This is a genomic window from Variovorax paradoxus EPS (assembly GCF_000184745.1).
Lineage (GTDB): Bacteria > Pseudomonadota > Gammaproteobacteria > Burkholderiales > Burkholderiaceae_C > Variovorax > Variovorax paradoxus_C.
Map to the genome: position 1 here is coordinate 3,669,672 of NC_014931.1, position 25,786 is coordinate 3,695,457.

The window sequence follows — 25,786 nt, forward strand, 5'->3', positions numbered from 1 at the left end:
CGAGATCACGCCGCCTGCCTCAGCGGGGCGGCGGCAAGTCCCACGACGGCACTTCGGTGAAGCGCTCGGCCAGGAAGTCGAGCATCGTGCGCAGCGTGGCCGGCATGTGCTTGCGCGAGGTGTACACCGCGTACATGCCAACGACCTGCGGCTCGCAATCCTCGAAAAGCGACACCAGCTCGCCCGACTGAAGCAACGCCGCCGTCAGGTAGGTCGGCAGCATCGCAATGCCCGCTCCGGCCCGCGCGAGGCACATCAGGCTCGCGGCATCGTTGGCCGACACGTTGCCATTCACGGCCACGGACAACGGCTCCCCGTCCGCCTTGCGGGTGAAATTCCAGAGGCTGTGGCCGAAGTACGAATGCGTCAGGCAGTTGCGCTGGGCCAGTTCGTCCACACGCAGCGGTTTGCCGTGCTCCTTCAGGTACGCGGGCGAGGCGCACACCACCGAGCGGCAGGTGGTGAGCCGGCGCGCGATGAGGTTGGGATCGATCTCCGCCGCCGTGCGGATCGCCAGGTCGATGCGCTCGTCCACCAGATTGACGGTGCGGTCCAGCAGTACCAGGTCGACTGCTACGCCCGGGTAGAGCCGCACGTAGTCCGCGATGGCGTCGGCCAATTGCGCCTGCGCGAACGAGGTGCCGGTCGTGATGCGCAACTGCCCCTGCGGCGCTTCGGCCGGATGCCGCACCGCGGCCTGCATGTCGCCCGCGAGTTCGAGCACCTGGCGGCAGCGCGGCAGCAGTTCCTCGCCCGCGGCGGTGAGGCTCAGGCGGCGCGTGGTGCGGTGCAGGAGCCGTGCGCCGGTCCATTGCTCCAGTTCGGCCACGTAGCGCGTGACCACGGGGCGTGACATGTCGAGCTTCTCGGCCGCAGCCGACAGGCTGCCCGAATCCACCACATTCACGAACACCCGCATTGCGTTCAATCGATCCATTCGAACGATTTTAGGAATAAAGAAGCGCGTATTTCGAGGTATTTCTTTCGAAACCAGAAACCTAAGATGCGATTCATCCCATCCACTTCCGACATTTCTGGAGTCATTCATGAGCCACATCGCCATCATCGGCGCCACCGGTCGCGCCGGTAGCCGCCTTCTCGACGAAGCGCTGCGCCGCGGCCATACCGTCACCGCCATCGCACGCAAGGCCGGCGAAAAGCTGTCCGGCCGTGCCAATGTGAAGGCCGTCGATCTCGACGTGCTAGACGGTCCCGCGCTCGAAAAGGTACTGGCAGGCCACGACGCCGTGTTCAGCGCCGCGCACTTCGCCACCGTGCCGCCCGCAGCCGTCATCGAGCCGGTCAAGCGCGCGGGCGTCAAGCGCCTGCTGGTGGTCGGCGGCGCCGGCAGCCTGTTCGCGGCGCCCGGCCTGAAGGTCATCGAGACGCCGAATTTCCCAGATGCCTACCGCGCCGAAGCCACGGCCGGCGGCGTGTTCCTCGACGCACTGCGCGCCGAGAAGGAACTCGACTGGACCTTCCTCTCGCCCTCCGCCGAGTTCGTCGAAGGCGAACGCACCGGCAAGTTCCGCCTCGGCAAGGACGACCTGCTGGTCAGCGCCGAAGGCCGCAGTTGGATCACTTTCGAGGACTACGCGATCGCCTTCATCGACGAGCTCGAGAAGCCCGCGCATTCCCGCCAGCGCTACACGATCGGCTACTGAAGATCACCCCCTGCCCGTTCGGGCTGAGCTTGTCGAAGCCTTTCACGCCCTGCCCGGCCCTTCGACAAGCTCAGGGCGAACGGGGTTGGGGGGCGCGCCGGCGGAAACGGGTTGCGATCAACGCCCCGTCATGTTCTCCGGCACCACCCACTGGTCGAACTGCTCGGCCGTGAGATGCCCCGAGGCGATCGCCGCTTCGCGCAGGCTCGTGCCTTCCTTGTGCGCCTTCTTCGCGATGTAGGCCGACTTGTCGTAGCCGATGTGCGTATTCAGCGCCGTCACCAGCATCAGCGAGCGCTGCACCAGCTCCGTGATGCGTTCGCGGTTCGGTTCGATGCCCACGGCGCAGTGGTCGTTGAAGCTCACCATGCCATCGGCGAGGAGGCGCACGCTCTGCAGGAAGTTGTGGGCCACCATCGGGCGGAACACGTTCAGCTCGAAGTTGCCCGAGGCGCCGCCGATGTTGATGGCCACGTCGTTGCCGAACACCTGCGCGGCCAGCATCGTGACGGCTTCGCTCTGCGTCGGGTTGACCTTGCCCGGCATGATCGACGAGCCGGGTTCGTTCTCGGGAATGCTCAGCTCGCCGATGCCGCTGCGCGGGCCGCTCGCGAGCCAGCGCACGTCGTTGGCGATCTTGTTCATGCTGGCCGCCAGCGTCTTGAGCGCGCCGTGGGCATGCACCAGCGCATCGACGCTGGCCATGGCTTCGAACTTGTTCGGCGCGGTCACGAACGGCAGGCCGGTGAGCTTGGCCAGTTCAGCGGCGACCTGCTCCGCGTAGCCCTTCGGCGCATTGAGCCCGGTGCCGACGGCCGTGCCGCCCAGCGCCAGTTCGCAGAGGTGCGGCAGCGCGGCGCGCACATGCGCTTCGCCGTGTGCGAGCTGTGCGACGTAGCCCGAGAACTCCTGGCCCAGCGTGAGGGGCGTGGCGTCCTGCAGGTGGGTGCGGCCGATCTTCACGATGTCGGCGAAGTCCTTCGACTTTTTCTCCAGCGTGCCGCGCAGCTTGGCGATGGCGGGCAGCAGCTTGTGGGTGATGGCTTCGACGGCCGCGACGTGCATGGCGGTGGGGAACACGTCGTTGCTCGACTGGCTGCGGTTCACGTCGTCGTTCGGGTGCACGAGGCGCCCTTCCCCGCGCTCGCCGCCGAGGATTTCGCTCGCGCGGTTGGCCAGCACCTCGTTGACGTTCATGTTGGTCTGCGTGCCCGAGCCGGTCTGCCAGACCACCAGCGGGAACTCGCCCGGGTGCTTGCCGGCGACGACTTCGTCGGCCGCGGCCACGATGGCTTGGGTCTTCTTCTCGTCCTGCAGCCCCAACGCATGGTTCACCACGGCCGATGCGCGCTTGACTTGCGCCAGCGCCTTGATGATTTCGCGCGGCTGCTGCTCGCCGGAGATGTCGAAGTTCTGCAGCGAGCGCTGCGTTTGCGCGCCCCACAGCTTGTCGGCCGGCACGTCGATCGGTCCGAAGGTATCGCGCTCGGCACGGGTTTTGGGGGAAGTCGTCATGAGAAAAAGCTCCGCAGTCTGGGGAAATCGGGTGCGCCGCTCACCGGCGCGGCCCAGAGTATCGCCCTGATAAGAATGGCTCTCATCTGACGCGGACTTTGCGTCACGGACCGCGACCGTCCGGACCCGCCGGATTGACAGGCTTCATGTCAAAAAGTTATAATCCAAGTCTTTCGAGGACCTATAAGTCATGTGGATGACGCTGTAGGTCCCGCCTTCACTACTCGCGGATCTTCGAATCCCGTCGCGGTGCAGGTTCATCCCGCCAGGCCTTGCCCGGCAAACCCGCCGGATCTTTTCCGGCCCCACTGCCACGCCAACATTCGGCGGGCACTGGTTTCGTCGCCACGTCGTCTTCAGTGCCTGTCGGCAGCCTCCAGGGCTCGCCGGGCCATTGCACGCGTCTTGTTCACGTGCTCTGTGTTTCGGGCGGCCCATCGGCTGATGGCGTGACCGTTGCCGTCCCGCGCTTTTGGCGGGCGGCGCTGTGTCCAACCTTTCAACAAGGAGCCCCGGCATATGGCCAAAGGAATTCTCATCGACCATGTCTTCAAGGTGTTCGGCGACTCGCCCGACGAAGCCCTCGAACTCGTGCGCCAAGGTTTTTCGAAGAAGGAAATCCTCGCGCAGACGGGCCAGTCGATCGGCGTGTTCGATGCCACCTTCGAGATCCAGGCCGGCGAGATCTTCGTGATCATGGGCCTCTCGGGTTCGGGCAAGTCGACGCTCGTTCGGCTCCTGAACCGTCTGATCGAGCCGACCGCGGGGCGCATCGTGATCGACGGCGCCGACATCAACGAGCACTCCGACACCAAGCTGCGCGCGCTGCGCCGCAAGGACATCAGCATGGTGTTCCAGTCGTTCGCGCTGATGCCGCACATGACGGTGCGCGAGAACACCGCGTTCGGCCTGGAGCTCTCGGGCACCAGCAAGAAAGAGCGCCTGGCGCAAGCCGACAAGGCGCTCGCCCAGGTGGGCCTCGCGGGCTGGGGCGACAGCTACCCCGACGAGCTTTCCGGCGGCATGCAGCAGCGCGTGGGCCTGGCGCGCGCGCTGGCGTCCGACCCGTCGATCCTCTTGATGGACGAGGCCTTCTCGGCGCTCGATCCGATCATCCGCACCGAGATGCAGTCGGAGCTCCTGCGGCTGCAGCAGGAACAGCGCCGCACCATCGTCTTCATCTCGCACGACCTCGATGAAGCCATGCGCATCGGCGACCGCATCGCGATCATGAAAGACGGCCAGGTGATCCAGGTCGGCACGCCCGACGAGATCCTGCGCAACCCCGCCGACGACTACGTGCGCAGCTTCGTGCGAGGCGTGGACGCTGCGGCCGTCTTCAAGGCGGCGGACATCGCGCGCAAGTCGCTCACCGTGGTGTGCGAGCACCCCGAGCGCGGTGCGCGCGCGGCGCTCAAGCTGCTGGAAGACCAGGACCGCGACTTCGCCTACGTGACGAGCCCGAACAAGCGATTCCTGGGCGTCGTGTCGGCCGACACGCTGCGCGGCGCGCTCGACGGGCATTCGGATCCACTCGGGCTGCAGCACGCGTTCCTCGCCGACCTGCCGCGCATCGACGCCGAGGCTCCGGTGGCCGGCCTCATCGGCCAGCTCGCGCAGGCGCCGTGCGCGCTGCCGGTGGTGGCGGGCGACGGGCGCTTCTGCGGCGCGATCAGCAAGACGACGCTGCTCAAGTTCCTGGACCGCGACACGCCGCCGATCGAGCCCGTCTCCCCGCATGCCGCCCCCGCCCTGGCCGCCGAGCCGCACTGATCCACGAAGGACCTGAACGATGAACGACACCACATTGCCTTCCGACCCGAACATGCACGACCTGGGCGCCGCGTTGAACACGGCCCCGGAGCCCACCGCCTTCGTCGATCCGTGGGAGGCGCTCTCGGCCGCGCCCGACACCTCGGCCACCAGCGCCTGGCTCGATGCACCGGTGAACGCCGCGCACCAGCTTGCCGGACAGGCCGACACCGCCACCAGCGGTTTTCAACTGCACCGCCTCTGGGACGGCACCCTCCCCGTCGAGTCCTGGATCAACCAGGGCCTCGGCTGGGTGGTCGAGCATTTCCGCCCCTTCTTCCAGACCGTGCGCCTGCCCATCGACAGCACGCTGAACTGGGTGCAGGGCCTGCTGACCGGCCTGCCGACGCTCGCGATGATCGCGCTCATCGGCCTCTTCGCCTGGCAGTTCGCAGGCCGCGCGCTGGCCATCGGTACCACGGTGGCGCTGCTGCTCGTGGCGATGCTGGGCATCTGGCCCGAAGCGATGGTCACGCTGTCGCTGGTGCTGACCTCTCTCGTGTTCTGCATGGTCATCGGCCTGCCGCTCGGCGTGCTGCTGGCCAGCAGCGACCGGGCCCAGCGGGTCATGCGGCCCGTGCTCGATGCGATGCAGACCACGCCCGCCTTCGTGTACCTCGTGCCGGTGGTGATGCTGTTCGGCATCGGCAACGTGCCGGGCGTGATCGTGACGATCATCTTCGCGCTCGCGCCGCTGGTGCGCCTCACCAACCTGGGCCTGCGCCAGGTGCGGCCCGACCTGATCGAGGCCGCGCGGGCCTACGGCGCCTCGCCCTGGCAGATGCTGGTGAAGGTGCAGCTGCCGCTGGCCATGCCCTCGATCATGGCGGGCATCAACCAGGCGCTGATGCTGTCGTTGTCGATGGTGGTGATCGCCTCGATGATCGCCGTCGGCGGCTTGGGCCAGATGGTGCTGCGCGGCATCGGCCGGCTCGACATGGGCCTTGCGACCGTGGGCGGTCTGGGCATCGTGCTGCTGGCGATTTCGCTCGACCGGCTGACGCAGGCGATGGGCAAGTCGCGCCGCAGCGCGGGACGGCGCTGGTGGCACACCGGGCCTGCGGGGCTGGCGCTGCGTGTGCTGCAGCGGCTCGTCGGCACGCCGTCGCGCGATGCGGGCGCGCCCGTTCCCGCACTTTCCACGCAATGACAGGTCACGGAGGAAATCAACGCATGAAGAACACCCGTCTTCTCATCGCCCGCGCCGTGCTCGCGCTCGGCTTCGTCGCCATCGGCGCAACCGCACAGGCCGCCAACGATCTGCCCGGCAAGGGCATCACCGTGCAGCCCCTCAAGAGCTCGCTCGCCGAGGAAGCATTCCAGACGCTGCTCGTGATGCGCGCTCTCGAAAAGCTCGGCTACACCGTCGAGCCCATGAAGGACCTGGAGCCCGCCACCGAACACCTGGCGATCGCCAATGGCGATGCCACCTTCATGGCCAACCACTGGAGTCTGCTGCACGCGGACTTCTACAAGAACAGCGGCGGCGACGCGAAGCTCTCACGCACCGGCGTGTACTCGGACGGCGCGGTGCAGGGCTACCTCATCGATCGCAAGACGGCCGAGCAATACAACATCACCAACATCGCGCAGCTGAAGGACCCGGCGATCGCCAAGCTGTTCGACGCGGACGGCGACGGCAAGGCCGACCTCACTGGTTGCAACCCGGGCTGGGGCTGCGAACTGGCCATCGAGAACCATCTGACGGCCTACAAGCTGCGCGACACCGTCACCCACAAGCAAGGCAGCTACGCCGCGCTGATGGCCGACACGATTGCCCGCTTCAAGCAGGACAAGCCGGTGCTGTACTACACGTGGACGCCCTACTGGGTGAGCGCCGTGCTGCGCCCGGGCGCGGACGTGGTGTGGCTGCAGGTGCCCTTCTCTTCCTCGCAGGAAGGCCAGGCTGACACCCGGCTACCCAACGGCAAGAACTACGGCTTCCAGGCCAACCGGGAGCAGATCGTCGCGAACAAGGCCTTTGTCGAGAAGAACCCGGCTGCAGGCAAGCTGTTCGAGGTGATGAAGCTGCCGATCGGCGACATCAATGCCCAGAACCTGCGCATGAGCCAGGGCGCCAATACGCAGCAGGACGTGGAGCGGCACGCGGATGGGTGGATCCGGGTGCACCAGCAACTCTTTGACGGCTGGATTGCCGAGGCGCGGGCTGCTGCGAGGTAGCACGGCAGCCCTGGGACGGCGGCTGAGATAATCCGGGAGCGTTTTCCCGTGTTACCCACTACAAAAAGCCCCCCACCATGACGACCACGATCCAGCAGGCCGACCTGATCGAATCGATCAGCGCCGCGCTGCAGTACATCAGCTACTACCACCCCGCCGACTACATCGCCCACTTGGCCCGCGCCTACGAGCGCGAACAGAGCCCCGCTGCCAAGGACGCCATCGCGCAGATCCTCACCAACAGCAAGATGAGCGCCACGGGCCATCGCCCGATCTGCCAGGACACCGGCATCGTCAACGTGTTCCTCAAGGTGGGCATGGACGTGCGCTGGGGCGGCTTCACCGGCAGCCTGGACGACGCCATCAACGAAGGCGTGCGCCGCGGCTACAACCACCCCGACAACACGCTGCGCGCCTCGGTCGTGGCCGATCCGCAGTTCGACCGCAAGAACACCAAGGACAACACGCCCGCGGTGATCTTCACCGAGATCGTTCCGGGCAACACCGTCGAAGTGACGGTCGCGGCCAAGGGCGGCGGCAGCGAGAACAAGAGCAAGCTCGTGATGCTGAACCCCGGCGACAGCGTGGTCGACTGGGTGCTCAAGACCGTGCCCACCATGGGCGCCGGCTGGTGCCCGCCGGGCATGCTGGGCATCGGCATCGGCGGCACCGCCGAGAAGGCCGCGCTCATGGCCAAGGAAAGCCTGATGGACGACCTGGACATGCACGAGCTGCAGGCCAAGAAGGCTTCGGGCGCCGAGCTCAGCAAGGTCGAGGCGCTGCGCATCGAGCTGTACGAGAAGGTCAATGCGCTCGGTATCGGCGCGCAGGGCCTGGGCGGCCTGGCCACCGTGCTGGACATCAAAATCAAGATGTACCCGACCCACGCGGCGAGCAAGCCCGTGGCGATGATCCCCAACTGCGCGGCCACCCGCCATGCGCACTTCGTGATGGACGGCAGCGGCGCTGTCTACCTCGATCCGCCATCGCTGGACCTGTGGCCCGACGTGAACTGGGCGCCCGACGAAAAGAAGAGCAAGCGCGTGAATCTCGACAAGCTCACGCCCGCCGAAGTGGCGAGCTGGAAGCCGGGCGACACGCTGCTCCTGAACGGCAAGATGCTCACGGGCCGCGACGCCGCGCACAAGCGCATCCAGGACATGCTGGCCAAGGGCGAGAAGCTGCCGGTGGACTTCACCAACCGCGTCATCTATTACGTCGGCCCGGTCGATCCGGTCGGTGACGAGGCCGTGGGCCCCGCCGGCCCGACCACCGCCACGCGCATGGACGGCTTCACCGAAATGATGCTGGCCCAGACCGGCCTGATCGCGATGATCGGCAAGGCCGAGCGCGGCCCGGTCGCCATCGAGGCGATCAAGAAGCACAAGAGCGCCTACCTCATGGCCGTGGGCGGCGCCGCCTACCTGGTGAGCAAGGCGATCAAGACCGCCAAGGTGGTCGGCTTCGAGGACCTGGGCATGGAAGCCATCTATGAATTCGACGTGGTCGACATGCCCGTGACGGTGGCGGTCGATGCGGGCGGCACCAGCGCGCACATCACCGGCCCAGCCGAGTGGCAGAAGCGCATCGCCAGCGGCGAGTTCAAGACCATCATGATGGAAGAGGCCTGAGCCCTTGAAACCGGTCGGCGTGTTCGACAGCGGCGTGGGCGGGCTCAGCGTTCTCGCCGCGTTGCGCGCCGAACTGCCGCACGAGCGCTTCGTGTATTTTGCCGACACGGCGTTCGCGCCGTATGGCGAGCGCGGCGATGACTATGTGATCGAGCGCTCGCGCAAGGTGACCGAACAACTGATCGCCGAGCACGGCATCGGGGCGCTGGTGGTGGCCTGCAACACGGCCACGACAGCGGCGATCCATCTGCTGCGCGCCGAGCATCCGGCGCTGCCCATCGTGGGCCTGGAGCCGGCGCTCAAGCCCGCTGTGGCGACGAGCCGCACCGGCCACATCTCGGTGATGGCCACGCGCGGGACGCTGGCCAGCGCCAAGTACGCGGCCCTGCGCGATTCGTTTGCCGGCTCGGCCACGGTTCGCGCCGTCCCCTGCGACGGGCTCGTGAAAGCCATCGAGGGCCTCGACACCGAGGCCATCGCGACGCTCTGCGCACGCTATATGGCGGAGGCCGGTCCTTTTGGCGATGCGGCCGGCGAAGTCGACACGGTCGTGCTCGGCTGCACGCACTACCCGCTCGTCAAAGACCAGTTGCAACGTCACGCACCGGCCACGCTGCGCTTCATCGACACCGGCGCGCCGGTCGCGCAGCAGACGCGGCGCGTACTGACAGCCGCCGGCCGCCTCTCGGGCGGCGAAGGCGGGCTGATTCTCCAGAGCAGCGGTGACCAGTCCGTGCTCGAAGTGGCCGCCGCACGCTGGCTGCAAATCTCGCCGCAAGGTACAACGGCGACCTCCGCCTGAAATCATCGCCGTCATGCGTCTCTTCCTGCGCCACGCCCTGCTCCTGCTGTGCCTTTCTGCCGCAGGCTTGAGCCACGCCGCCTGCGAGAGCGGCCTCGCCGAGCGCATGCACGCCAAGCTCTACCCCAAGCGCCCGCTCGACGAGCGGCTCGCGGCCTGCAAGGTGTGGCCGGCGTTCCCCGGCCGCAGCATCGTGGTGCTGCCGATGCCGCGCGAAACCACCGACAAGGGCGCCAAGGTCTTCGACCTCGAGGTGCTGCTGATCCAGCGGCCCGACAACGGCAACACCGAGCGAGACACCGTCATCGGCCGCCTCCTGCAGCCCGAGGCGCTCGACGAGGACGCCACCACCGCGATCCAGGACATCCGCATCGACACCTCGCGCTACGTGCTCGCCTCCGACGCACGCGCCTTCGGCGTGCGCGTGCGCTATCGCGGCAGCAGCGCGCCGTCGAGCCCGCTGGCCAGCGAGACGGTGCGCCTCTATGTGCAGCACGGCAGCAAGCTGCGCGAGGTGCTGCAGGAGATCGAGCTCGACCACGACAACGGCGGATGGGATTCGACCTGCACCGGCCATTTCGAGAAGCTGCGCACCATGCTCTCGGTGGGCAAGTCGACGAGCAATGGCTTTGCCGACCTGCAGCTCTCGCGCACCCTCGTTCAGAGCCATGCGCAGGAGCAGGAAGACCAGGGCTGCATCGAGAAGACGCTGCCCGCGAAGTTCAGCACGGTGACGCTGCGCTACGACGGCGAGCGGTTCAAGGTGCCGAAGTCGCTGCTGCAGCAATCGCCCTGACGGGCGGCTGAACGGCGGCGCATTTTCACGGCACCGTCACACGAAAGTACCAGCATGTGCGGTTTGTCCAGAACAACAACCGCGCACCATGAACTCTGTCTCCGCCTCCCGCATTCCCTTCAAGCCCATGCTGCTCGCCAGTGCCTTGTCTGCTGTTCTGCTGGCTGCTTGCGGCGGCGGTAGCGGGGGTGCCGCGAGCTTTCCGATCGTGCCTCCCACGGGGGCCGCGCCGCCAGTGACACAGCCGCCGGCAACGCAGCCGCCAGTGACGCAGCCACCGGTCACGGAACCACCCGCCGCGGAACCGGACCAAGTCATTTCAAAGGCGCAGTTCACGCCCAATGCCGGCACCACCGAGGGCTCGTCGGACGCATCGACCGCCTTCGCACTGCCCGACAACTTCATGCTCGTGGCCGACGACGAGGCCAACGTGCTGCGCGTGTACCCGCGCGCCGGCGGCGCTGCGGTAAAGGAATGGAGCTACGAACTCGAAGGCCCGAAGCTGGGCAAGGAGCTCGACCTCGAAGCCGGCGTGCGCATCGGCGACACGCTGTACCTCACCGGTTCCAACAGCAACAAGAAAGACGGGGGCGATGCGCCCGACCGCTCGCACCTCTTCGCGGTGAAGGTGACCGGCACCGGCGCTGCGACCGCCTTCAGCTATGTCGGCCAGTTCTCGTCGCTCGAGGCTCAACTGGTGGCCTGGGACGCCGCCAACGGCCATGGCCTGGGCGCCAACCACTTCGGTTTTGCCGTCTCGGCCGGCGCCGGCATCGTGCCCGAGCGGGTGGATGGCTTCTCGGTCGAGGGCATGACCAGCGCACCAGGCGACAGCGCGTTGTGGCTGGGCTTCCGCGCGCCGCAGACCGGCGCATCGACGCGCGCCAAAGCGCTGATCGTGCCGGTGCAGAACTACGCCGCACTGGTGGGCGGCACGTCCACGCAGGCCGCGTTCGGCGCGCCCATCGAACTGGAACTGGGTGGGCGCGGCATCCGCTCGATCGACAAGGGCACGGACGGCAACTACCTGATCGTCGCTGGTCCGGCGGGTGCTGCTAGCGCGGACGTGGACCGCAACTTCGGGCTGTTCTCGTGGAACGGCAATCCGGGCACGGCGCCTGTCGAGCTGTCGAACGACCTGGACAAGCTGCGCCTGAGTACCGGCGGCAGCTTCGAGTCGACGGTCGAAGTGCCGGGGCCGGTGACGGCGGGCACGCAGGTGCAACTGCTGCTGGACAACGGCGACACGGTCTGGCCGGGACAGAAAGACGCTTCGAAGGACCTCCCGCCAGCGGACCAGAAGTTCGAAGGCTTCGTCGTGCGCCTGGGCCAACCGTGGGTCGACACCGCCGGCCCGGTGCTGCGCAGCGCCTCGCCCAAGGCCTCGGACGGCAGCGTCGGCGCGAATGCGAAGCTGACCCTGAGCTTCAACGAAGGCGTGCGCCTGGGCGCCGGCAGCATCGTGCTGCACAAGGCCGACGGCAGCGTGGTCGAGACCTTCTCGGCCGGTAGCCCGGCCGCGCGCCTGCAAGCCGCCTTCAACGTGATCACGCTGACACCGAGCCAGCCGCTGGCCCCCTCGACCGGCTACTACGTGACCGTCGACGCCAACGCGATCACCGATGCCAAGGGCAACGCCTACGCTGGCATCGCCGACGCGACCACGATGCGCTTCACCACCAGCGCACCGCCCGCGCTGGCGGCCGGCGACATCCTCTTCATGGGCGCGAACGCCGACAAGACCGACGCGTTCGCCTTCGTGCTGCTCAAGCCGATGGACGCGGGCACGCGCATCGTTTTCACCGACCGCGACCGCACCGCCGCCGACTTCGACACCATCACCAACGAGAGCGCTTTCGTCTGGACCGCCGACCGCAGCCTGCCGGTGGGCACCATCGTGACCATCCAGCCGGACGTGGCCAAGAACACGAACCCGATCGCGAACATCGGCACCGTGCAGGGCGCGGGCGGTGGCATCAGCGGCAGCTACGAGACGGTGTATGCCTTCGTGGGCGGCACCATCGCCGGCCTGGGCGACGGCGCTGCCGGCACGATCAGCGGCGTGGGGACCTACCTGGCCAGCATCACGCTGGGGCCAGTGCCCACTGCAGACGCCATTCCAGCCACGCTGACGACCGCGGGCGCCGCGATCAGCTTCCCCACGCAGTTCGACGTGCTCTACAACGGCCCGATGCTGCCGGCCTCGCCGACGCCAACCGACATCGCGAACTTTGCGGCGAGCGTGAAGAACATGGCCAACTGGAAATTCCAGAGCAAGGCCGGCTGGCCGCTGACGAACAACAGCCTGTTCTGACGGCTCATTTGCGCAGCGCGGCCTCGCGGCCGCGCCGCATGTCGATCGGCAGCAGCAACAGCAACCCCGCCACGAACAGCACCGCGGTCGAGAGGATCGCGATGCGCTGGTTGCCGCCCGTGGCCCAGGTGATCGCGCCGAAGCTCAGCGGGCCGATGATGCTGGCCAGCCGGGTCGCGAAAGTCCAGAGCCCGAAGAACTCCGCCAGTTGCTGCGGCGGCGCGAGGTAGCCGGTCATCGCGCGGCCGGCGGACTGGCTCGAGCCCATCGCGAGCCCTGCGATGGCAGCGGCCCACCAGAAACCGCCTTTGGTGGTCACCACGGCGGCAATCACGCAGACCGCGACCCACGCCACCAGCGTGACCGCCAGCGAGACCTTGTGGCCGATGCGGTCTTGGATGTAGCCGAACGAGAAAGCGCCGACGGCTGCGGCGACGTTGAGCACGAAGATCAGCACCATCGTCTCGCTCGCCACGAAGCCGATCACCTGCTCGGCGTAGATCGCCGCAAGCGTGATGGCGACCGCCACGCCGCCCTGGTAGCAGACGGTGCAGACCAGCAGCCACATGAAGTCGCGATAGGCGCGTGCCCGCTTGTAGGTGGCCCGCAATTGCTGCCACGCGCCAAGTTCGCCGCGCGCGGTTTTCGGCTGTGCACGCTCGGGCAAGAGCGCGAAGGTGGCGCAGGCCGCACCGCCGTAGATGGCGGCCGTGATCAGCATCGTGACCGGCACGAAATGCGAAGCCGGCAATCCCCTCGCCTGCGACCACAGCACGTAGGCCAGGCAGATGCCGAGCGTGAGCATGCCGCCGACATAACCGAAGCTCCAGCCCCATCCGCTCACCTTGCCCATGCCTTCGGGCGTTGCCAGCTCAGGCAGGAAGGCGCCCGTGAGGGACTCGCCGTAGGAATAGAAAGCGTTCGAGATGATCACCAGCAACATGGCCAGTGCGACACCGCCCGAGGCGCCCGCAAAGCGCGGCGTGAGCGCCAGTGCGGCCGTGGCCAGCACGCAGCCGGTGGTGGCAACGACCAGCACCCGCTTCTTGGCACCGCGCAGATCGGCCCAGGCGCCGATGGCGGGCATCGTGAGCATCACGATGGCGTAGGAGATGCTGAGTGCGGCGGTCCACGCAAAGGCGGCCCAAGGCGCGCCCTTGGCGATGCCGCCCACGAAGTAGGCGGCGAACACGGCGGTGATGACGACCGTCGTGTAGCCCGAGTTGGCGAAGTCGTACATCGCCCAACCGAAGACCTCGCGCTTGCGCACGCCGGAGCGCAGCGCGGAGGCGGGAAACAGGGCCATGCGGCCTTGCGTTGGGCGAGTGGTTGCGGGTTGCTAGTGCAGGTGACGCGGACGGCGACCGCCGCCGTGGCCACCGCCGCTTCCGCCGCTGCCCGGACCACCCGTGCCGCGCGGACGCTTGCCGATTTCAAGCGAGTTCACGAGGGCGTCGAAGCGGTCGCTGAAGAGACGATCGATCTCGGAGACCACGCCACCCAGTTCGGCGCCGTCGAAATGGCGCTCCATGAGGTTGACGACGTCTTCCACCAGCAGATCGCGCTGCACCTGCATGATCGCGGCCGGGTTGGGACCGACGAACAGCATCAGGAAATCGTCGCGGGATTCTTCGTCCGGGTCGCCCTCTTCCTCGTCGAAGTCGGTGTCATAGAAGGTGACTTCGATCGCGGCGCCGCGGTCCGACAGTTCGTTCAGGCCCATGCACATCTCGTCGAGTGCCTGGCGGAAGTCTTCGTCGCCGGGGACGGTCCAGCAGATCTGCAGCGTGTGATCCTTCTGCTCGAAGCGGATGCCGGGTTCTTCTTCGTAAGTGCTGGTGGCGCCATCGGCCAGCGACTTGGCGCCTGCATATTTCCAGAGCGGCTTGAGCGCTTCCTGAATCTGCTCGAAGCTCACGTCCGAACGCAATGGCACGTCGCCATGCACATGGATCTCAAATGGAGCGTTGTAGCGAGGCATCGAATGCTCCTTTTTTAAGTTTGGTACCCGGAACGGGGGTCGAACCCGTATGCCCCGATCAAGGAAGCGGCGGATTTTAAGTCCGATGTGTCTACCAATTTCACCATCCGGGCGTCAGGTTGGACATCGACGATAACCCAAACGAAACAAGCCCCGGCAACGATGGTTGGCGGGGCTTGTTTGTCGGATCGAATCGTGTCTAACGAGAAGGTGGAGGCGCGACCCGGAGTCGAACCGGGCTAGACGGATTTGCAATCCGTTGCATAACCGCTTTGCTATCGCGCCACGCAGAAAAACGAAATCGAACTTGCGAAAAAAAGGGAAGCATTTGCTTCCCTTTTTCAAAACTGGAGCGGGAAAAGAGTCTCGAACTCTCGACCTCAACCTTGGCAAGGTTGCGCTCTACCAACTGAGCTATTCCCGCGTTTCGAGCCTCGAATTATATACCAGTTTTTCGAGGCCTGGCAAATTCGCGCCTTCAATGTTTGATCGAACCCTCGGCGGCCGGGGTGCCCGCGCGCTGCTTGGCCAACTCGGCCACGGCAGCGGCCGAAGCAGCCACCTCTTCGTCGGACAGCGGCTCCGGCATCTTCTCGAGCGCGATCTCGAGAACCTTGTCGATCCACTTCACGGGCACGATCTCGAGGCCGTTCTTCACGTTCTCGGGAATGTCCTGCAGGTCCTTGGCGTTCTCTTCGGGGATCAGCACGGTCTTGATGCCACCGCGCAATGCGGCCAGCAGCTTTTCCTTCAGTCCACCGATGGCCGTGACCTCGCCGCGCAGCGTGATTTCACCGGTCATCGCAACGTCGCTGCGCACGGGAATGCCCGTGAGCGCCGACACGAAGGCCGTCGTCATCGCCGCGCCCGCGCTCGGGCCGTCCTTGGGCGTCGCGCCATCGGGCACGTGGATGTGGATGTCGCGCTTCTCGAACATCTCGTCCTTGATGCCCAGGCGGCGCGAGCGGCTGCGCACCACCGTGCGTGCGGCCTCCACCGATTCCTTCATCACGTCACCCAGCGAACCCGTGCGGCTGATCACGCCCTTGCCGGGCATGGTGACCGCCTCGATCGTCAGCAGATCACCGCCGACTTCGGTCCACGCGAGACCCACCACCTGGCCGACCTGGTTCTGCTTCTCTGCGAGGCCGAAGCTGTACTTGCGCACGCCGAGGAACTCGTTGAGATTCGATCCATCGACCGTCACCTTCGGCGTGAGCTGCTTCAGCAGCAGGCCCTTCACCACCTTGCGGCAGATCTTCGAGAGCTCGCGTTCCAGCGAACGCACCCCGGCTTCACGCGTGTAGTAGCGCACGATGTCGCGCACGGCCTCTTCGGTGACCGCAAGCTCTTCGTCCTTCACGCCGTTGTTCTTCATCTGCTTGGGCAGCAGGTACTTGATCGCGATGTTGGTCTTCTCGTCCTCGGTGTAGCCCGAGAGGCGGATGACTTCCATGCGGTCCAGCAGCGCCGGCGGAATGTTCATCGAGTTCGAGGTGGCGACGAACATCACGTCGCTCAGGTCGAAGTCGACTTCCACGTAGTGGTCGCCGAAGGTGTGGTTCTGCTCGGGGTCGAGCACTTCGAGCAGCGCGCTCGACGGGTCGCCGCGGAAGTCCGTGCCCAGCTTGTCGATTTCGTCCAGCAGGAACAATGGATTGCGCGTGCCGATCTTGCTCAGCCCCTGCAGCACCTTGCCCGGCAGCGCGCCGATGTAGGTGCGGCGATGGCCGCGGATCTCGGCTTCGTCGCGCATGCCGCCCAGGGCCATGCGTGTGTACTTGCGGCCGGTCGCCTTGGCGATCGACTGCCCCAACGAAGTCTTGCCGACGCCCGGTGGGCCCACGAGGCACAGGATCGGCGCCTTCACCTTGTCGACACGCTGCTGCACCGCGAGATATTCAAGGATGCGGTCCTTGACCTTCTCGAGGCCGTAGTGGTCGGCATTGAGCACCGCCTCGGCATTGGCCAGGTCATGCTTGATCTTGGTCTTCTTGCTCCACGGCAGGCCGATGAGCACGTCGATGTAGTTGCGCACCACGGTGGCCTCGGCCGACATGGGCGACATCAGCTTGAGCTTCTTGAGTTCGCCTTCGGCCTTCTTCAAGCCTTCCTTGGACATCTTGGCGAGCTTGATCTTCTTCTCGATCTCCTCGATGTCCGCGCCCTCTTCGCCTTCGCCGAGCTCCTTCTGGATGGCCTTGACCTGCTCGTTCAAGTAGAAGTCGCGCTGGTTCTTCTCCATCTGACGCTTCACGCGGCCGCGGATCTTCTTGTCGACGTTGAGGATGTCGACCTCGCGCTCAAGCTGGCCGAACAGGTTTTCCAGGCGCGCCTTGACGTCGTCCAGGTCGAGCACGGCCTGCTTGTTATCGAGCTTGAGCGGCAGGTGGGCGGCGATGGTGTCGGCCAGGCGGCCGGCGTCGTCGATGCTCGAGATCGAGGTCAGGATCTCGGGCGGGATCTTCTTGTTCAGCTTGACGTACTGGTCGAACTGCTGCATCACCGCGCGGCGCAGGGCCTCGACCTCGGTGCACTTCTCGCCGCCTTCGGTGGCCTCGACAGGCGTCACGTTGGCCGTGAAGTGCGTCTCGCCGTCATCGATGCGGTTCACGCGTGCGCGCTGCTGGCCTTCGACCAGCACTTTCACCGTGCCGTCGGGCAGCTTGAGCATCTGCAGGATGGTCGAGACGCAGCCGACCTCGAACATGTCCTCGACCGAGGGCTCGTCCTTGGCGGCGGCCTTCTGGGCCACCAGCATGATGCGGCGCTCGGCCTCCATGGCCAGTTCGAGCGCCTTGATGCTCTTGGGGCGACCCACGAAGAGCGGGATCACCATGTGGGGAAACACCACGACGTCGCGCAGCGGCAGCAGCGGCAGGTCGAGTGCTTCGGGAGGCAGGGGGGTATGACCAGACATGCGAAATCCTTTACGCCTTCTTCGCTGCTTCGCGGTAGACGAGCAGCGGTGGCTTGTTTTCGTCGATGGTCGATTCCTCGACCACCACCTTGTCGACATTGGTCGCGTTCGGCAATTCGAACATGGTGTCGATCAGCGACTGTTCAAGGATCGAACGCAGGCCCCGTGCACCCGTCTTGCGGGCCAGCGCCTTGCGTGCAATGGCCTTGAGCGCCGCCGGGCGAATCTCGAGGTCCACGCCTTCCATTTGAAGGAGCTTGGTGAACTGCTTGACCACCGCGTTCTTCGGCTCGGTCAGGATCTGGACCAGCGCATCCTCGGAGAGTTCCGCGAGCGATGCGACCACGGGCATTCGGCCCACGAGTTCGGGGATCAGGCCGAACTTGATCAGGTCTTCGGGTTCGACTTCGCGAAACACCTCGGTGATGCTGCGCTGCGCCTTGCTCTTGACCGTCGCGCCGAAGCCGATACCCGAGGCCTCGGTGCGGTTTTCGATGACCTTCTCCAGGCCCGCGAACGCACCACCGCAGATGAACAGGATGTTGGTCGTGTCGATCTGCAAGAAGTCCTGGTTCGGGTGCTTGCGCCCGCCCTGGGGCGGCACGCTGGCCATTGTGCCTTCGATGAGCTTGAGCAAGGCCTGCTGCACGCCCTCGCCCGACACGTCGCGCGTGATCGAGGGGTTGTCGGACTTGCGCGAGATCTTGTCGATTTCGTCGATGTAGACGATGCCGCGCTGGGCACGCTCGACTTCGTAGTTGCAGCTCTGCAGCAGCTTCTGGATGATGTTCTCGACGTCTTCGCCCACGTAGCCGGCTTCGGTCAGCGTGGTGGCGTCGGCCATTACAAAGGGCACGTCGAGCATGCGCGCGAGCGTCTGCGCGAGCAGCGTCTTGCCCGAGCCTGTGGGGCCGATCAAGAGGATGTTGCTCTTGCTGAGCTCGACGTCGTCGCCCTTGGCCTTTTCCTTGTGGCGCAGGCGCTTGTAGTGGTTGTAGACCGCCACCGACAGCATGCGCTTGGCCGGCTCCTGGCCGATCACGTAGTTGTCGAGGTTGGTCTTGATCTCCAGCGGCGTGGGCAGGTCGCTGCGCGCTTCGCGCGCCTCTTCACCGGCCGGCAGCTCGTCGCGAATGATTTCGTTGCAGAGATCGATGCACTCGTCGCAGATGAAGACCGAAGGGCCCGCGATCAGCTTCTTGACCTCATGCTGGCTCTTGCCGCAGAACGAGCAATAAAGCGTTTTTTCGCTGGAGGAGCCTTTTTTTTCGGCCATGGACAGATGCCTCGTTACAGGGGTATGGACAATGATAACTAAACAAAAACGGCGTTTCCCGTGTGGAAAACGCCGTTTTTTGCCTTTTGCGCCACAGGGCGCCGGGCAGTTTTAACCGCGCTTGGCAACGACCTGGTCGACCAGACCGTAGTCCTTGGCCTCATCGGCCGTGAGGAAGTAGTCGCGCTCGGTGTCGGTCTTGACCTTTTCCAGCGGCTGGCCGGTGCGCTCGGCCAGGATGCGATTCATCTGGTCCTTGGTGCGCAGGATGTCGCGCGCATGGATCTCGATGTCGGTCGCCTGGCCGCGTGCGCCGCCGAGCACCTGGTGGATCATGACCTTCGAGTTGGGCAGCGAGAAACGCTTGCCCTTCTCGCCGGCCGCCAGCAGGAAGGCGCCCATGCTGGCCGCGAAGCCCAGGCACATGGTCGACACGTCGGGCTTGATGAACTGCATGGTGTCGTAGATCGCCATGCCGGCGCTCACGCTGCCGCCCGGGGAGTTGATGTAGAAGGAAATGTCCTTCTCCGGGTTCTCGCTCTCCAGGAACAGCAGCTGGGCCACCACGAGGTTGGCGGTCTGGTCGTTGACCTCGCCCACCAGGAACACGATGCGTTCCTTCAGGAGGCGCGAATAGATGTCATAGGACCGTTCGCCGCGGCCCGACTGCTCGACGACCATCGGAACCATGCCGAGGCCTTGAATTTCGTTTGCGATCATGAATTAGCTCTCCGGGAAGTGGAATCGTTCGCTGTGTATGAACTGTACGCCTGAGTGAAATGGGGCTCGTGCCGCAAAGCACAAGCCCCATTGGCGTTGCGGTCAGCGACGGGATCAGCCTTGTTGCTGCTGCGCCATCAGTTCGTCGAACGACACCGACTTTTCATTGACCTTGGCCTTGCCGAGCACGAAATCGGTCACGTTGTTCTCGATGACGACGGCTTCGACTTCCGCCAGGCGGTTGTTGTCGCTGAAGTACCAGCGCACCACGTCGGCCGGCTTTTCGTAGCTGGCGGCGAGTTCGTCGATGTGCGCCTTGATCTGCTCGGGCTTGGCTTGCAGCTCGTTGGCACGCACCAGTTCGGCGACCACCAGGCCCAGGCGCACGCGGCGCTCGGCTTGCGGGCGGAACACTTCCTCGGGAATCGGTGCCTTGTCGGCGTCCTTGATGCCGCGTTGCTTGAGTTCGGCGCGGGCGCCTTCGATCATGCGGCTGACTTCCGACTGCACGCTGGCGTTCGGCAGGTCGAGTTCGGCGTTGGCAACCAGCGCGTCCATCACGGCGTTCTTGTTGCGGGCCAGCAGGCGGAACTTCACTTCGCGCTCGAGGTTGCGCTTGATGTCGGCGCGCAGGCCTTCGACCGTGGCTTCGGCGATGCCGAGCGACTTGGCGAGCTGTTCGTTGACTTCAGGCAGGTGCGAGGCTTCGATCTTCTTCACGGTGACCATGAAGTCGGCTTGCTTGCCGGCCACGTCCTTGCCGTGGTAATCGGCCGGGAACGACAGCGGGAAGGTGCGGCTGTCGCCGGACTTCATGCCGCGCACCGCATCTTCGAATTCCTTGAGCATCTGGCCTTCGCCGACCACGAACTGGAAGTCTTCGGCCTTGCCGCCCTGGAAGGGTTCGCCGTCGATCTTGCCTTCGAAGTCGACCGTGACGCGGTCGTCGTCTTGCGCGACGGCGTCTTGCGCGCGCTGGGCGAAGGTGCGGCGTTGCTTGCGCAGGATGTCGAGCGTCTTGTCGATCGCGTCGTCGCCCACTTCGGCCGAGAGCTTCTCGACTTCAGCGCCCGACAGGTCGTTGATCTTGACTTCGGGGAACACTTCGAACACCGCGTCGAAGGCCAGTTCGCCTTCGGGCGACTCTTCCTTCTCGGTGATGCGGGGCTGGCCGGCCACGCGAAGCTTGGCTTCGTTGGCAGCTTGCGAGAAGGCTTCGCCGACCTTGTCGTTCATGACTTCGTAGTGCACCGAGTAGCCATAGCGCTGGGCCACGACATTCATCGGCACCTTGCCGGGGCGAAAGCCGTCCATCTTGACGGTGCGCGCGAGCTTCTTGAGGCGCGAATCGACTTCGTTCTGGATGGTGCCGACCGGCAGGGTCAGCGTGATCTTGCGTTCGAGCTTCTCGAGAGTTTCAACGGTCACGGTCATGATGTCTTCCTTGTGAGGGGTGTGGCTGGTGCGCGGGGCCGGACTCGAACCGGCACGTTCTTGCGAACGTCAGGACCTAAACCTGGTGCGTCTACCAATTTCGCCACCCGCGCGATGCCAATTTTTCAGGTGAATGCAAAAGCGGACGGCCCTGGTGCATCGAATACCGGAGTACCCGCCTGCCCAAAGACCGTCCGCCTGAAATCGGTCAACCGCGCATTTTAAACGCAAGAATGGGGGCCTCCCGGCTATTCACTTCGTGTAATTCGCCACCTCCCGAGGAGGAGGCGCGGACCACCTTGGGGCGGCCCGGCGGCGTCCGCTACCCCGCTTTTGGCTCCCGCTTGACACGGAATGCGGCGGCGTACATTGCCGGCAGCGCCAGCAGGGTCAATACCGTCGCCACGATCAGCCCGCCCATGATGGCCACGGCCATCGGTCCCCAGAACACGCTGCGCGAGAGCGGAATCATCGCCAGCACCGCGGCCGCCGCCGTCAGCACGATGGGGCGCAAACGCCGCACGGCCGATTCGACGATCGCGTCCCAAGCCGGCACGCCCTCCTTGCGGTCGCTTTCAATCTGGTCGATCAGGATCACCGCGTTGCGCTGGATCATGCCCATCAGTGCGATCACGCCCAGCAGCGCCACGAAACCGAACGGCCGGTTCAGCAGCAGCAATGCACCGGCGACGCCCGCAATGCCCATCGGCCCGGTGATGAACACCAGCAGCGAGCGGCTGAAGCTGTGCAACTGCAGCATCAGCAGCGTGAACACCAGGAACAGCATGATCGGCACGCCCGCCACGATGGAGGCCGAGCCCTTGCTGCTTTCCTCGACCGCGCCCGCCACTTCGATGCGGTAGGCGCCCTGCCCCGCCGCCAGCCAGCCGGCTTCGAGCTGGCGAAGCTTGGGCAGCAGTTCGGCGGTCACGGTCGCACCCTGTAGGCCTTCGCTCACATCGCCCTGCACGGTGATCGCGTAGTCGCGGTTCTCGCGCCACATCACGCCCGGCTCCCAGGTAAACACCGGCCTTGCGATCTGCGTGAGCGGGATCGAGCGGCCCGACGTCGTCGGAATGTAGGCGTTGCCGATGTCCGAGATGGCTTCCCGCTCATCGGGCGACTGGCGCAGCACGATGTCGATCAGCAAATCGTTCTCGCGGTACTGGCCCACGGTCGTGCCGCTGAACATCGTGCGCGACGCCTGCGCGATGGCCTGGCTCGTCACGCCGAGCGCGCGCGCCTTGGCCTGGTCGATCTCCAGGCGAATCACCTTCACCGACTCGTTCCAGTTGTCGTTTACGCCGCGCATGTTGGCGTTCTCGCGCAGCACCGCCTTCACCTCGTCGGCGTGCGCGCGCAGTTGCGCCGGCTCGGTGCCGATCACGCGGAATTGCACCGGGTACGGCACCGGCGGTCCGTTGGGCAGCAGCTTGACGCGGCCGCGCACCTCGGGGAACTCCTCGGCCAGCAACGCCGGCAAGCGCAGCCGCAGCCGTTCGCGCACCTTCAGGTCCTTGGCGAGCACGATGAGCTGCGACACGTTGGTCTGCGGGAACACCTGGTCCAGCGGCAGATAGAAGCGCGGCACGCCCGAGCCGACCCAGGTGCTCACGGTCTTGACGCCCTCTTCCTTCATCACGCGCTGCTCGACGCGCTTGGCCACCTCTTCGTTGGCCGCGAACGAGGTGCCTTCTGGGAACCAGATGTCCACCATGATCTCGGGCCGGCTCGAATCGGGGAAGAACTGCTGCTGCACCTTGCCCATGCCGAAGATGCCGAGCGCGAACACCAGCACCGTCGCGCCGATGGTGAGCCACCGGTGCTGCACGCACCAGTCCACCGCGTGGCGAAAGCCGTTGTAGAACGGGGTGTCGAAGAGCTCGTGCGGTCCTTCGACAAGCTCAGGATGACCGGATGAAGCGTGCGGCTTCACCTTGAGCAGCAGCGTGCCCAGGTACGGCACGAAGTACACCGAGACGATCCACGACAGCACCAGCGCAATCACCGTCACCGCGAAGATCGCGAAGGTGTATTCGCCCGTCACCGACTTCGCCAGGCCGATCGGCAGGAAACCGGCCGCCGTGATGAGCGTGCCCGTGAGCATCGGCTTGGCCGTCACGTCGTACGCATAGGTGGCGGCGCGGGCCTTGTCATAGCCCTCTTCCATCTTCCGCACCATCATCTCGACCGCGATGATCGCGTCGTCCACGAGAAGGCCGAGCGCGATGATCAGCGACCCCAGCGATATCTTGTGCAGCCCGATGCCGAAGTAGTTCATCGCGAGGAAGGTCACCGCCAGCACCAGCGGAATGGTGATCGCCACCACCAGCCCCGGCCGCATGTCGATGTACCAGCCGAAGCGCCCACCCTTGTGCAGGCCGAGCGCGATGATGCTCACCGCCAGCACGATGGCCACGGCCTCGATCAGCACGCCGACGAATTCGTTCACCGAGCTGGCCACCGACACCGGCTGGTCCTGCACCTGCGCAAGCTTCACGCCGAGCGGCAGGCGCTGGTCGATCTGCGCGGTCGCGACCTTCAGCGCCTTGCCCAGCGCAATGATGTCGCCGCCCTTGGCCATGGAGACGCCCAGGGCAATCACTTCCTTGCCCTGGTGGTGCACCTTGACGGCCGGCGGATCGATGTAGCCGCGATGGATTTCGGCGATGTCGCCCAGCTTCAGCTGGTTGCCCGAGGTGCCGCGGATCGGCATGTCGCGCAGCTGGTCGACGCTGGTGAACTGGCCCGCCACGCGTACCTGCACCACATCGAGCGGCGACTGGATCGTGCCGGCGCTTTCCACCGCGTTCTGCGAACCGAGTTGCGCAAGCACCGCGTTGAAGTCGAGCCCCAGCTGCGCCAGGCGCTTCTGCGAGATCTCGATGTAGACCTTCTCGTCCTGCACGCCGAACTGATCGACCTTGGCCACGTCCTTCACGCGCAGCAACTGCTGGCGGGTTTCGTCGGCCAGCGTCTTGAGCTCGGCATAGCTGAAGCCTTCGCTCTCCAGCGCATAGATCACGCCATAGACGTCGCCGAAATCGTCATTGAAGAACGGCCCCTGCACGCCGGGCGGCAGCGTGTTGCGCATGTCGCCGATCTTCTTGCGCACCGTGTACCAGACGTTGACCACGTCCGCGGCCTTCGAGGAATCCTTGATCTGGAAAATGATCTGCGACTCGCCCGGCTTCGAATAGCTGCGGATCTTGTCGGCGTACGGTGCCTCCTGCAGCGTGCGTTCGAGCTTGTCGGTGACCTGCTCGGCCACCTGCTGTGCGGTGGCGCCCGGCCAGTAGGTGCGCACGACCATCGCGCGAAAGGTGAACGGCGGGTCTTCGTCCTGCCCGAGCTGGAAGTACGCGAAGGTACCCAGCACCATCAGCACGACCATCAGGTAGCGCGTGAGGGGCGCGTGGTCCAGCGCCCACTTGGAGAGGTTGAAGCCGGCAGACTTGGCGGCAGGCTTGTCGACCGGTTTGTCGGTGGTGTTCGCTGCGCCTTCCGTCATTTGGCGGCACCTGCAGCGATCTCCTTCTTGGTTGCGGCGACCGGCTCGACGGCCTGCACGACGTCCTTCGCATTGGCGGCGGCCGCAGCCGCCTCCTTGGACTGGTAGATGGTGACCTTCTGCCCCGGCGAGAGCACATGCACGCCCGCGGCCACGACCATCATTCCCGGCGAGAGCCCGCCGCCGATAACGGCTTCGTTGCCGTCGGCGGTGGCGACCTGCACGGGCTGCGAGCGCACCGTCATCGTCGATTTGTCGAGCACCCAGACCGCCGAGCCCTTTCCTTCCTGTCGCAATGCGCTGGTCGGCAGTTTGATCACGGCGGTGTTGGCGTGGGCCAGCGCCTGCGGGCGCGCGTAGACGGTGGCGCCCAGCGGGGGCGACGTGGCCGCATCGATCGCGACCTTGACCGAATAGGTGCGGGTGACTGCGTCGGCACTGGCCGCCACTTCACGCACCTGGCCCTGCAATTCATTGCCGCCGGACCAGCCGCGCACGGTGACCGGCGAGCCGGGCTTGATCGCCTGGGCGCGGTCTTCGGGCACCGCGAACACCACGTCGCGCGCGCCGTCCTGCGCAATGCGCACGACCGGCGTGCCGGCCTGCACCACCTGGCCCGGCTCGGCCTCGATGGCGGTGATGACGCCCGCCACATCGGCGACCAGCGTCGTGTAATTTGCTTGATTGCCTTGGGAAGCAAGCTGGGCCTGTGCCTGCTCGAGTTGCGCCTGCGCCGCCTTCCAGGTCGTTTCGCGGCGCTCCAGTTCAGCGCCGCTGATGAAGTTCTGCTCGCGCAGTTCGCGGTAGCGCTTCAGGTCGGCGGCGGCAAGGTCGCGGTTGGTGAGCGCGGCCGCCTGCTGGGCGCGGGCGGCGTCTGCGGCGAGCTTGTAGTCCTGTGGATCGAGTTGCGCCAGCACTTGGCCGGCCTGCACGTGCTGGCCGAGATCGGCCTGGCGCTTGGTGATCTTGCCGGCCACGCGGAACCCGAGGCGCGATTCGACGCGGGCGCGGACCTCGGCCGAGAACTCGGGCTGGGCGTCGAAGTCGCTGGTGCCGACGGTCACCAGCTTCACCGCTCGCACGGGCTCCTCGGCGGCCGGCTTAGGCGAACAGCCGGCCAGGATGAGGGAGGGAATCAGCAGCCACAAGGCGCTGCGCACACGGGGAAAAGCAGTGGAGGCGGTCATGAGACACCCAAGAAAGTACGAACCCGGGCCTTTAATGACCCA

At 65.7% G+C, this 25,786-nt stretch carries 18 protein-coding genes and 4 tRNA genes; 8 read left to right on the forward strand and 14 right to left on the reverse strand.

Annotated features, from left to right (window positions below):
• Window positions 1-19: 19 nt before the first annotated feature.
• Window positions 20-937 (reverse strand): LysR family transcriptional regulator, encoded by a 918-nt coding sequence (locus tag VARPA_RS17005; protein ID WP_013541820.1) that lies wholly within the window; start codon window positions 935-937, stop codon window positions 20-22.
• A 109-nt stretch (window positions 938-1,046) separates the two neighbouring features.
• On the opposite strand from VARPA_RS17005, the gene VARPA_RS17010 reads away from it, so the two are divergent.
• Window positions 1,047-1,664, forward strand: coding sequence for an NAD(P)-dependent oxidoreductase (locus tag VARPA_RS17010; RefSeq protein ID WP_013541821.1), 618 nt, complete (start codon window positions 1,047-1,049; stop codon window positions 1,662-1,664).
• Window positions 1,665-1,781: 117 nt separating this feature from the next.
• Here VARPA_RS17010 and fumC read toward each other — a convergent pair whose 3' ends face one another.
• A complete protein-coding gene (gene fumC, locus VARPA_RS17015) occupies window positions 1,782-3,179 on the reverse strand; it encodes a class II fumarate hydratase (RefSeq protein ID WP_013541822.1) in 1,398 nt (465 codons plus the stop codon).
• 519 nt (window positions 3,180-3,698) lie between these two features.
• Here fumC and proV point away from each other — a divergent pair.
• The 7 genes from proV (at window position 3,699) to VARPA_RS17050 (ending at window position 12,715) form a co-directional block, all read left to right on the forward strand.
• A complete protein-coding gene (gene proV, locus VARPA_RS17020; protein ID WP_013541823.1) occupies window positions 3,699-4,952 on the forward strand; it encodes a glycine betaine/L-proline ABC transporter ATP-binding protein ProV in 1,254 nt (417 codons plus the stop codon).
• Window positions 4,953-4,971: 19 nt separating this feature from the next.
• Window positions 4,972-6,141 carry a glycine betaine/L-proline ABC transporter permease ProW gene (proW, locus tag VARPA_RS17025; RefSeq protein ID WP_013541824.1) on the forward strand — a complete coding sequence of 390 codons (1,170 nt, stop codon included), beginning with the start codon at window positions 4,972-4,974 and terminating at the stop codon, window positions 6,139-6,141.
• 23 nt (window positions 6,142-6,164) lie between these two features.
• Entirely contained in the window at window positions 6,165-7,172 is a 1,008-nt protein-coding gene (gene proX, locus VARPA_RS17030; protein ID WP_013541825.1) for a glycine betaine/L-proline ABC transporter substrate-binding protein ProX, read from the forward strand.
• 77 nt (window positions 7,173-7,249) lie between these two features.
• Entirely contained in the window at window positions 7,250-8,803 is a 1,554-nt protein-coding gene (locus tag VARPA_RS17035; protein WP_013541826.1) for a fumarate hydratase, read from the forward strand.
• Between the two features lie 4 nt (window positions 8,804-8,807).
• On the forward strand, window positions 8,808-9,605 hold the full coding sequence (gene murI / locus VARPA_RS17040) for a glutamate racemase (protein WP_013541827.1): 798 nt from the start codon (window positions 8,808-8,810) through the stop codon (window positions 9,603-9,605).
• 13 nt (window positions 9,606-9,618) lie between these two features.
• Window positions 9,619-10,401: a hypothetical protein gene (locus VARPA_RS17045; RefSeq protein ID WP_013541828.1), complete on the forward strand. Its 783-nt coding sequence runs from the start codon at window positions 9,619-9,621 to the stop codon at window positions 10,399-10,401.
• An 88-nt stretch (window positions 10,402-10,489) separates the two neighbouring features.
• Window positions 10,490-12,715: an Ig-like domain-containing protein gene (locus VARPA_RS17050; RefSeq protein WP_013541829.1), complete on the forward strand. Its 2,226-nt coding sequence runs from the start codon at window positions 10,490-10,492 to the stop codon at window positions 12,713-12,715.
• Window positions 12,716-12,719: 4 nt separating this feature from the next.
• Here the strand turns inward: VARPA_RS17050 and VARPA_RS17055 are convergent, their stop codons facing one another.
• The 12 genes from VARPA_RS17055 to VARPA_RS17110 form a co-directional block, all read right to left on the reverse strand.
• Window positions 12,720-14,021, reverse strand: coding sequence for an MFS transporter (locus tag VARPA_RS17055; RefSeq protein WP_013541830.1), 1,302 nt, complete (start codon window positions 14,019-14,021; stop codon window positions 12,720-12,722).
• Between the two features lie 33 nt (window positions 14,022-14,054).
• Complete coding sequence (locus VARPA_RS17060; RefSeq protein ID WP_013541831.1) at window positions 14,055-14,696, reverse strand: DUF6806 family protein; 642 nt, start codon at window positions 14,694-14,696, stop codon at window positions 14,055-14,057.
• Between the two features lie 21 nt (window positions 14,697-14,717).
• Window positions 14,718-14,809: transfer RNA gene (locus tag VARPA_RS17065), tRNA-Leu, on the reverse strand.
• Between the two features lie 98 nt (window positions 14,810-14,907).
• A tRNA-Cys gene (locus VARPA_RS17070) sits at window positions 14,908-14,981 on the reverse strand.
• A gap of 63 nt (window positions 14,982-15,044) precedes the next feature.
• Window positions 15,045-15,120, reverse strand: a tRNA-Gly gene (locus tag VARPA_RS17075).
• Window positions 15,121-15,174: 54 nt separating this feature from the next.
• Window positions 15,175-17,616, reverse strand: a complete 2,442-nt coding sequence (gene lon, locus VARPA_RS17080; protein WP_013541832.1) for an endopeptidase La — start codon at window positions 17,614-17,616, stop codon at window positions 15,175-15,177.
• 10 nt (window positions 17,617-17,626) lie between these two features.
• Window positions 17,627-18,892 (reverse strand): ATP-dependent Clp protease ATP-binding subunit ClpX, encoded by a 1,266-nt coding sequence (gene clpX, locus VARPA_RS17085; protein WP_013541833.1) that lies wholly within the window; start codon window positions 18,890-18,892, stop codon window positions 17,627-17,629.
• 111 nt (window positions 18,893-19,003) lie between these two features.
• Window positions 19,004-19,612, reverse strand: coding sequence for an ATP-dependent Clp endopeptidase proteolytic subunit ClpP (gene clpP, locus VARPA_RS17090; protein ID WP_013541834.1), 609 nt, complete (start codon window positions 19,610-19,612; stop codon window positions 19,004-19,006).
• 114 nt (window positions 19,613-19,726) lie between these two features.
• Complete coding sequence (gene tig, locus VARPA_RS17095; RefSeq protein ID WP_013541835.1) at window positions 19,727-21,046, reverse strand: trigger factor; 1,320 nt, start codon at window positions 21,044-21,046, stop codon at window positions 19,727-19,729.
• Window positions 21,047-21,072: 26 nt separating this feature from the next.
• Window positions 21,073-21,159 (reverse strand) — tRNA-Leu (locus tag VARPA_RS17100).
• Window positions 21,160-21,368: 209 nt separating this feature from the next.
• Window positions 21,369-24,557: an efflux RND transporter permease subunit gene (locus VARPA_RS17105; protein WP_013541836.1), complete on the reverse strand. Its 3,189-nt coding sequence runs from the start codon at window positions 24,555-24,557 to the stop codon at window positions 21,369-21,371.
• Complete coding sequence (locus VARPA_RS17110; RefSeq protein WP_013541837.1) at window positions 24,554-25,744, reverse strand: efflux RND transporter periplasmic adaptor subunit; 1,191 nt, start codon at window positions 25,742-25,744, stop codon at window positions 24,554-24,556. The genes VARPA_RS17105 and VARPA_RS17110 overlap by 4 nt, the downstream gene beginning before the upstream one ends.
• Window positions 25,745-25,786 lie beyond the last annotated feature (42 nt).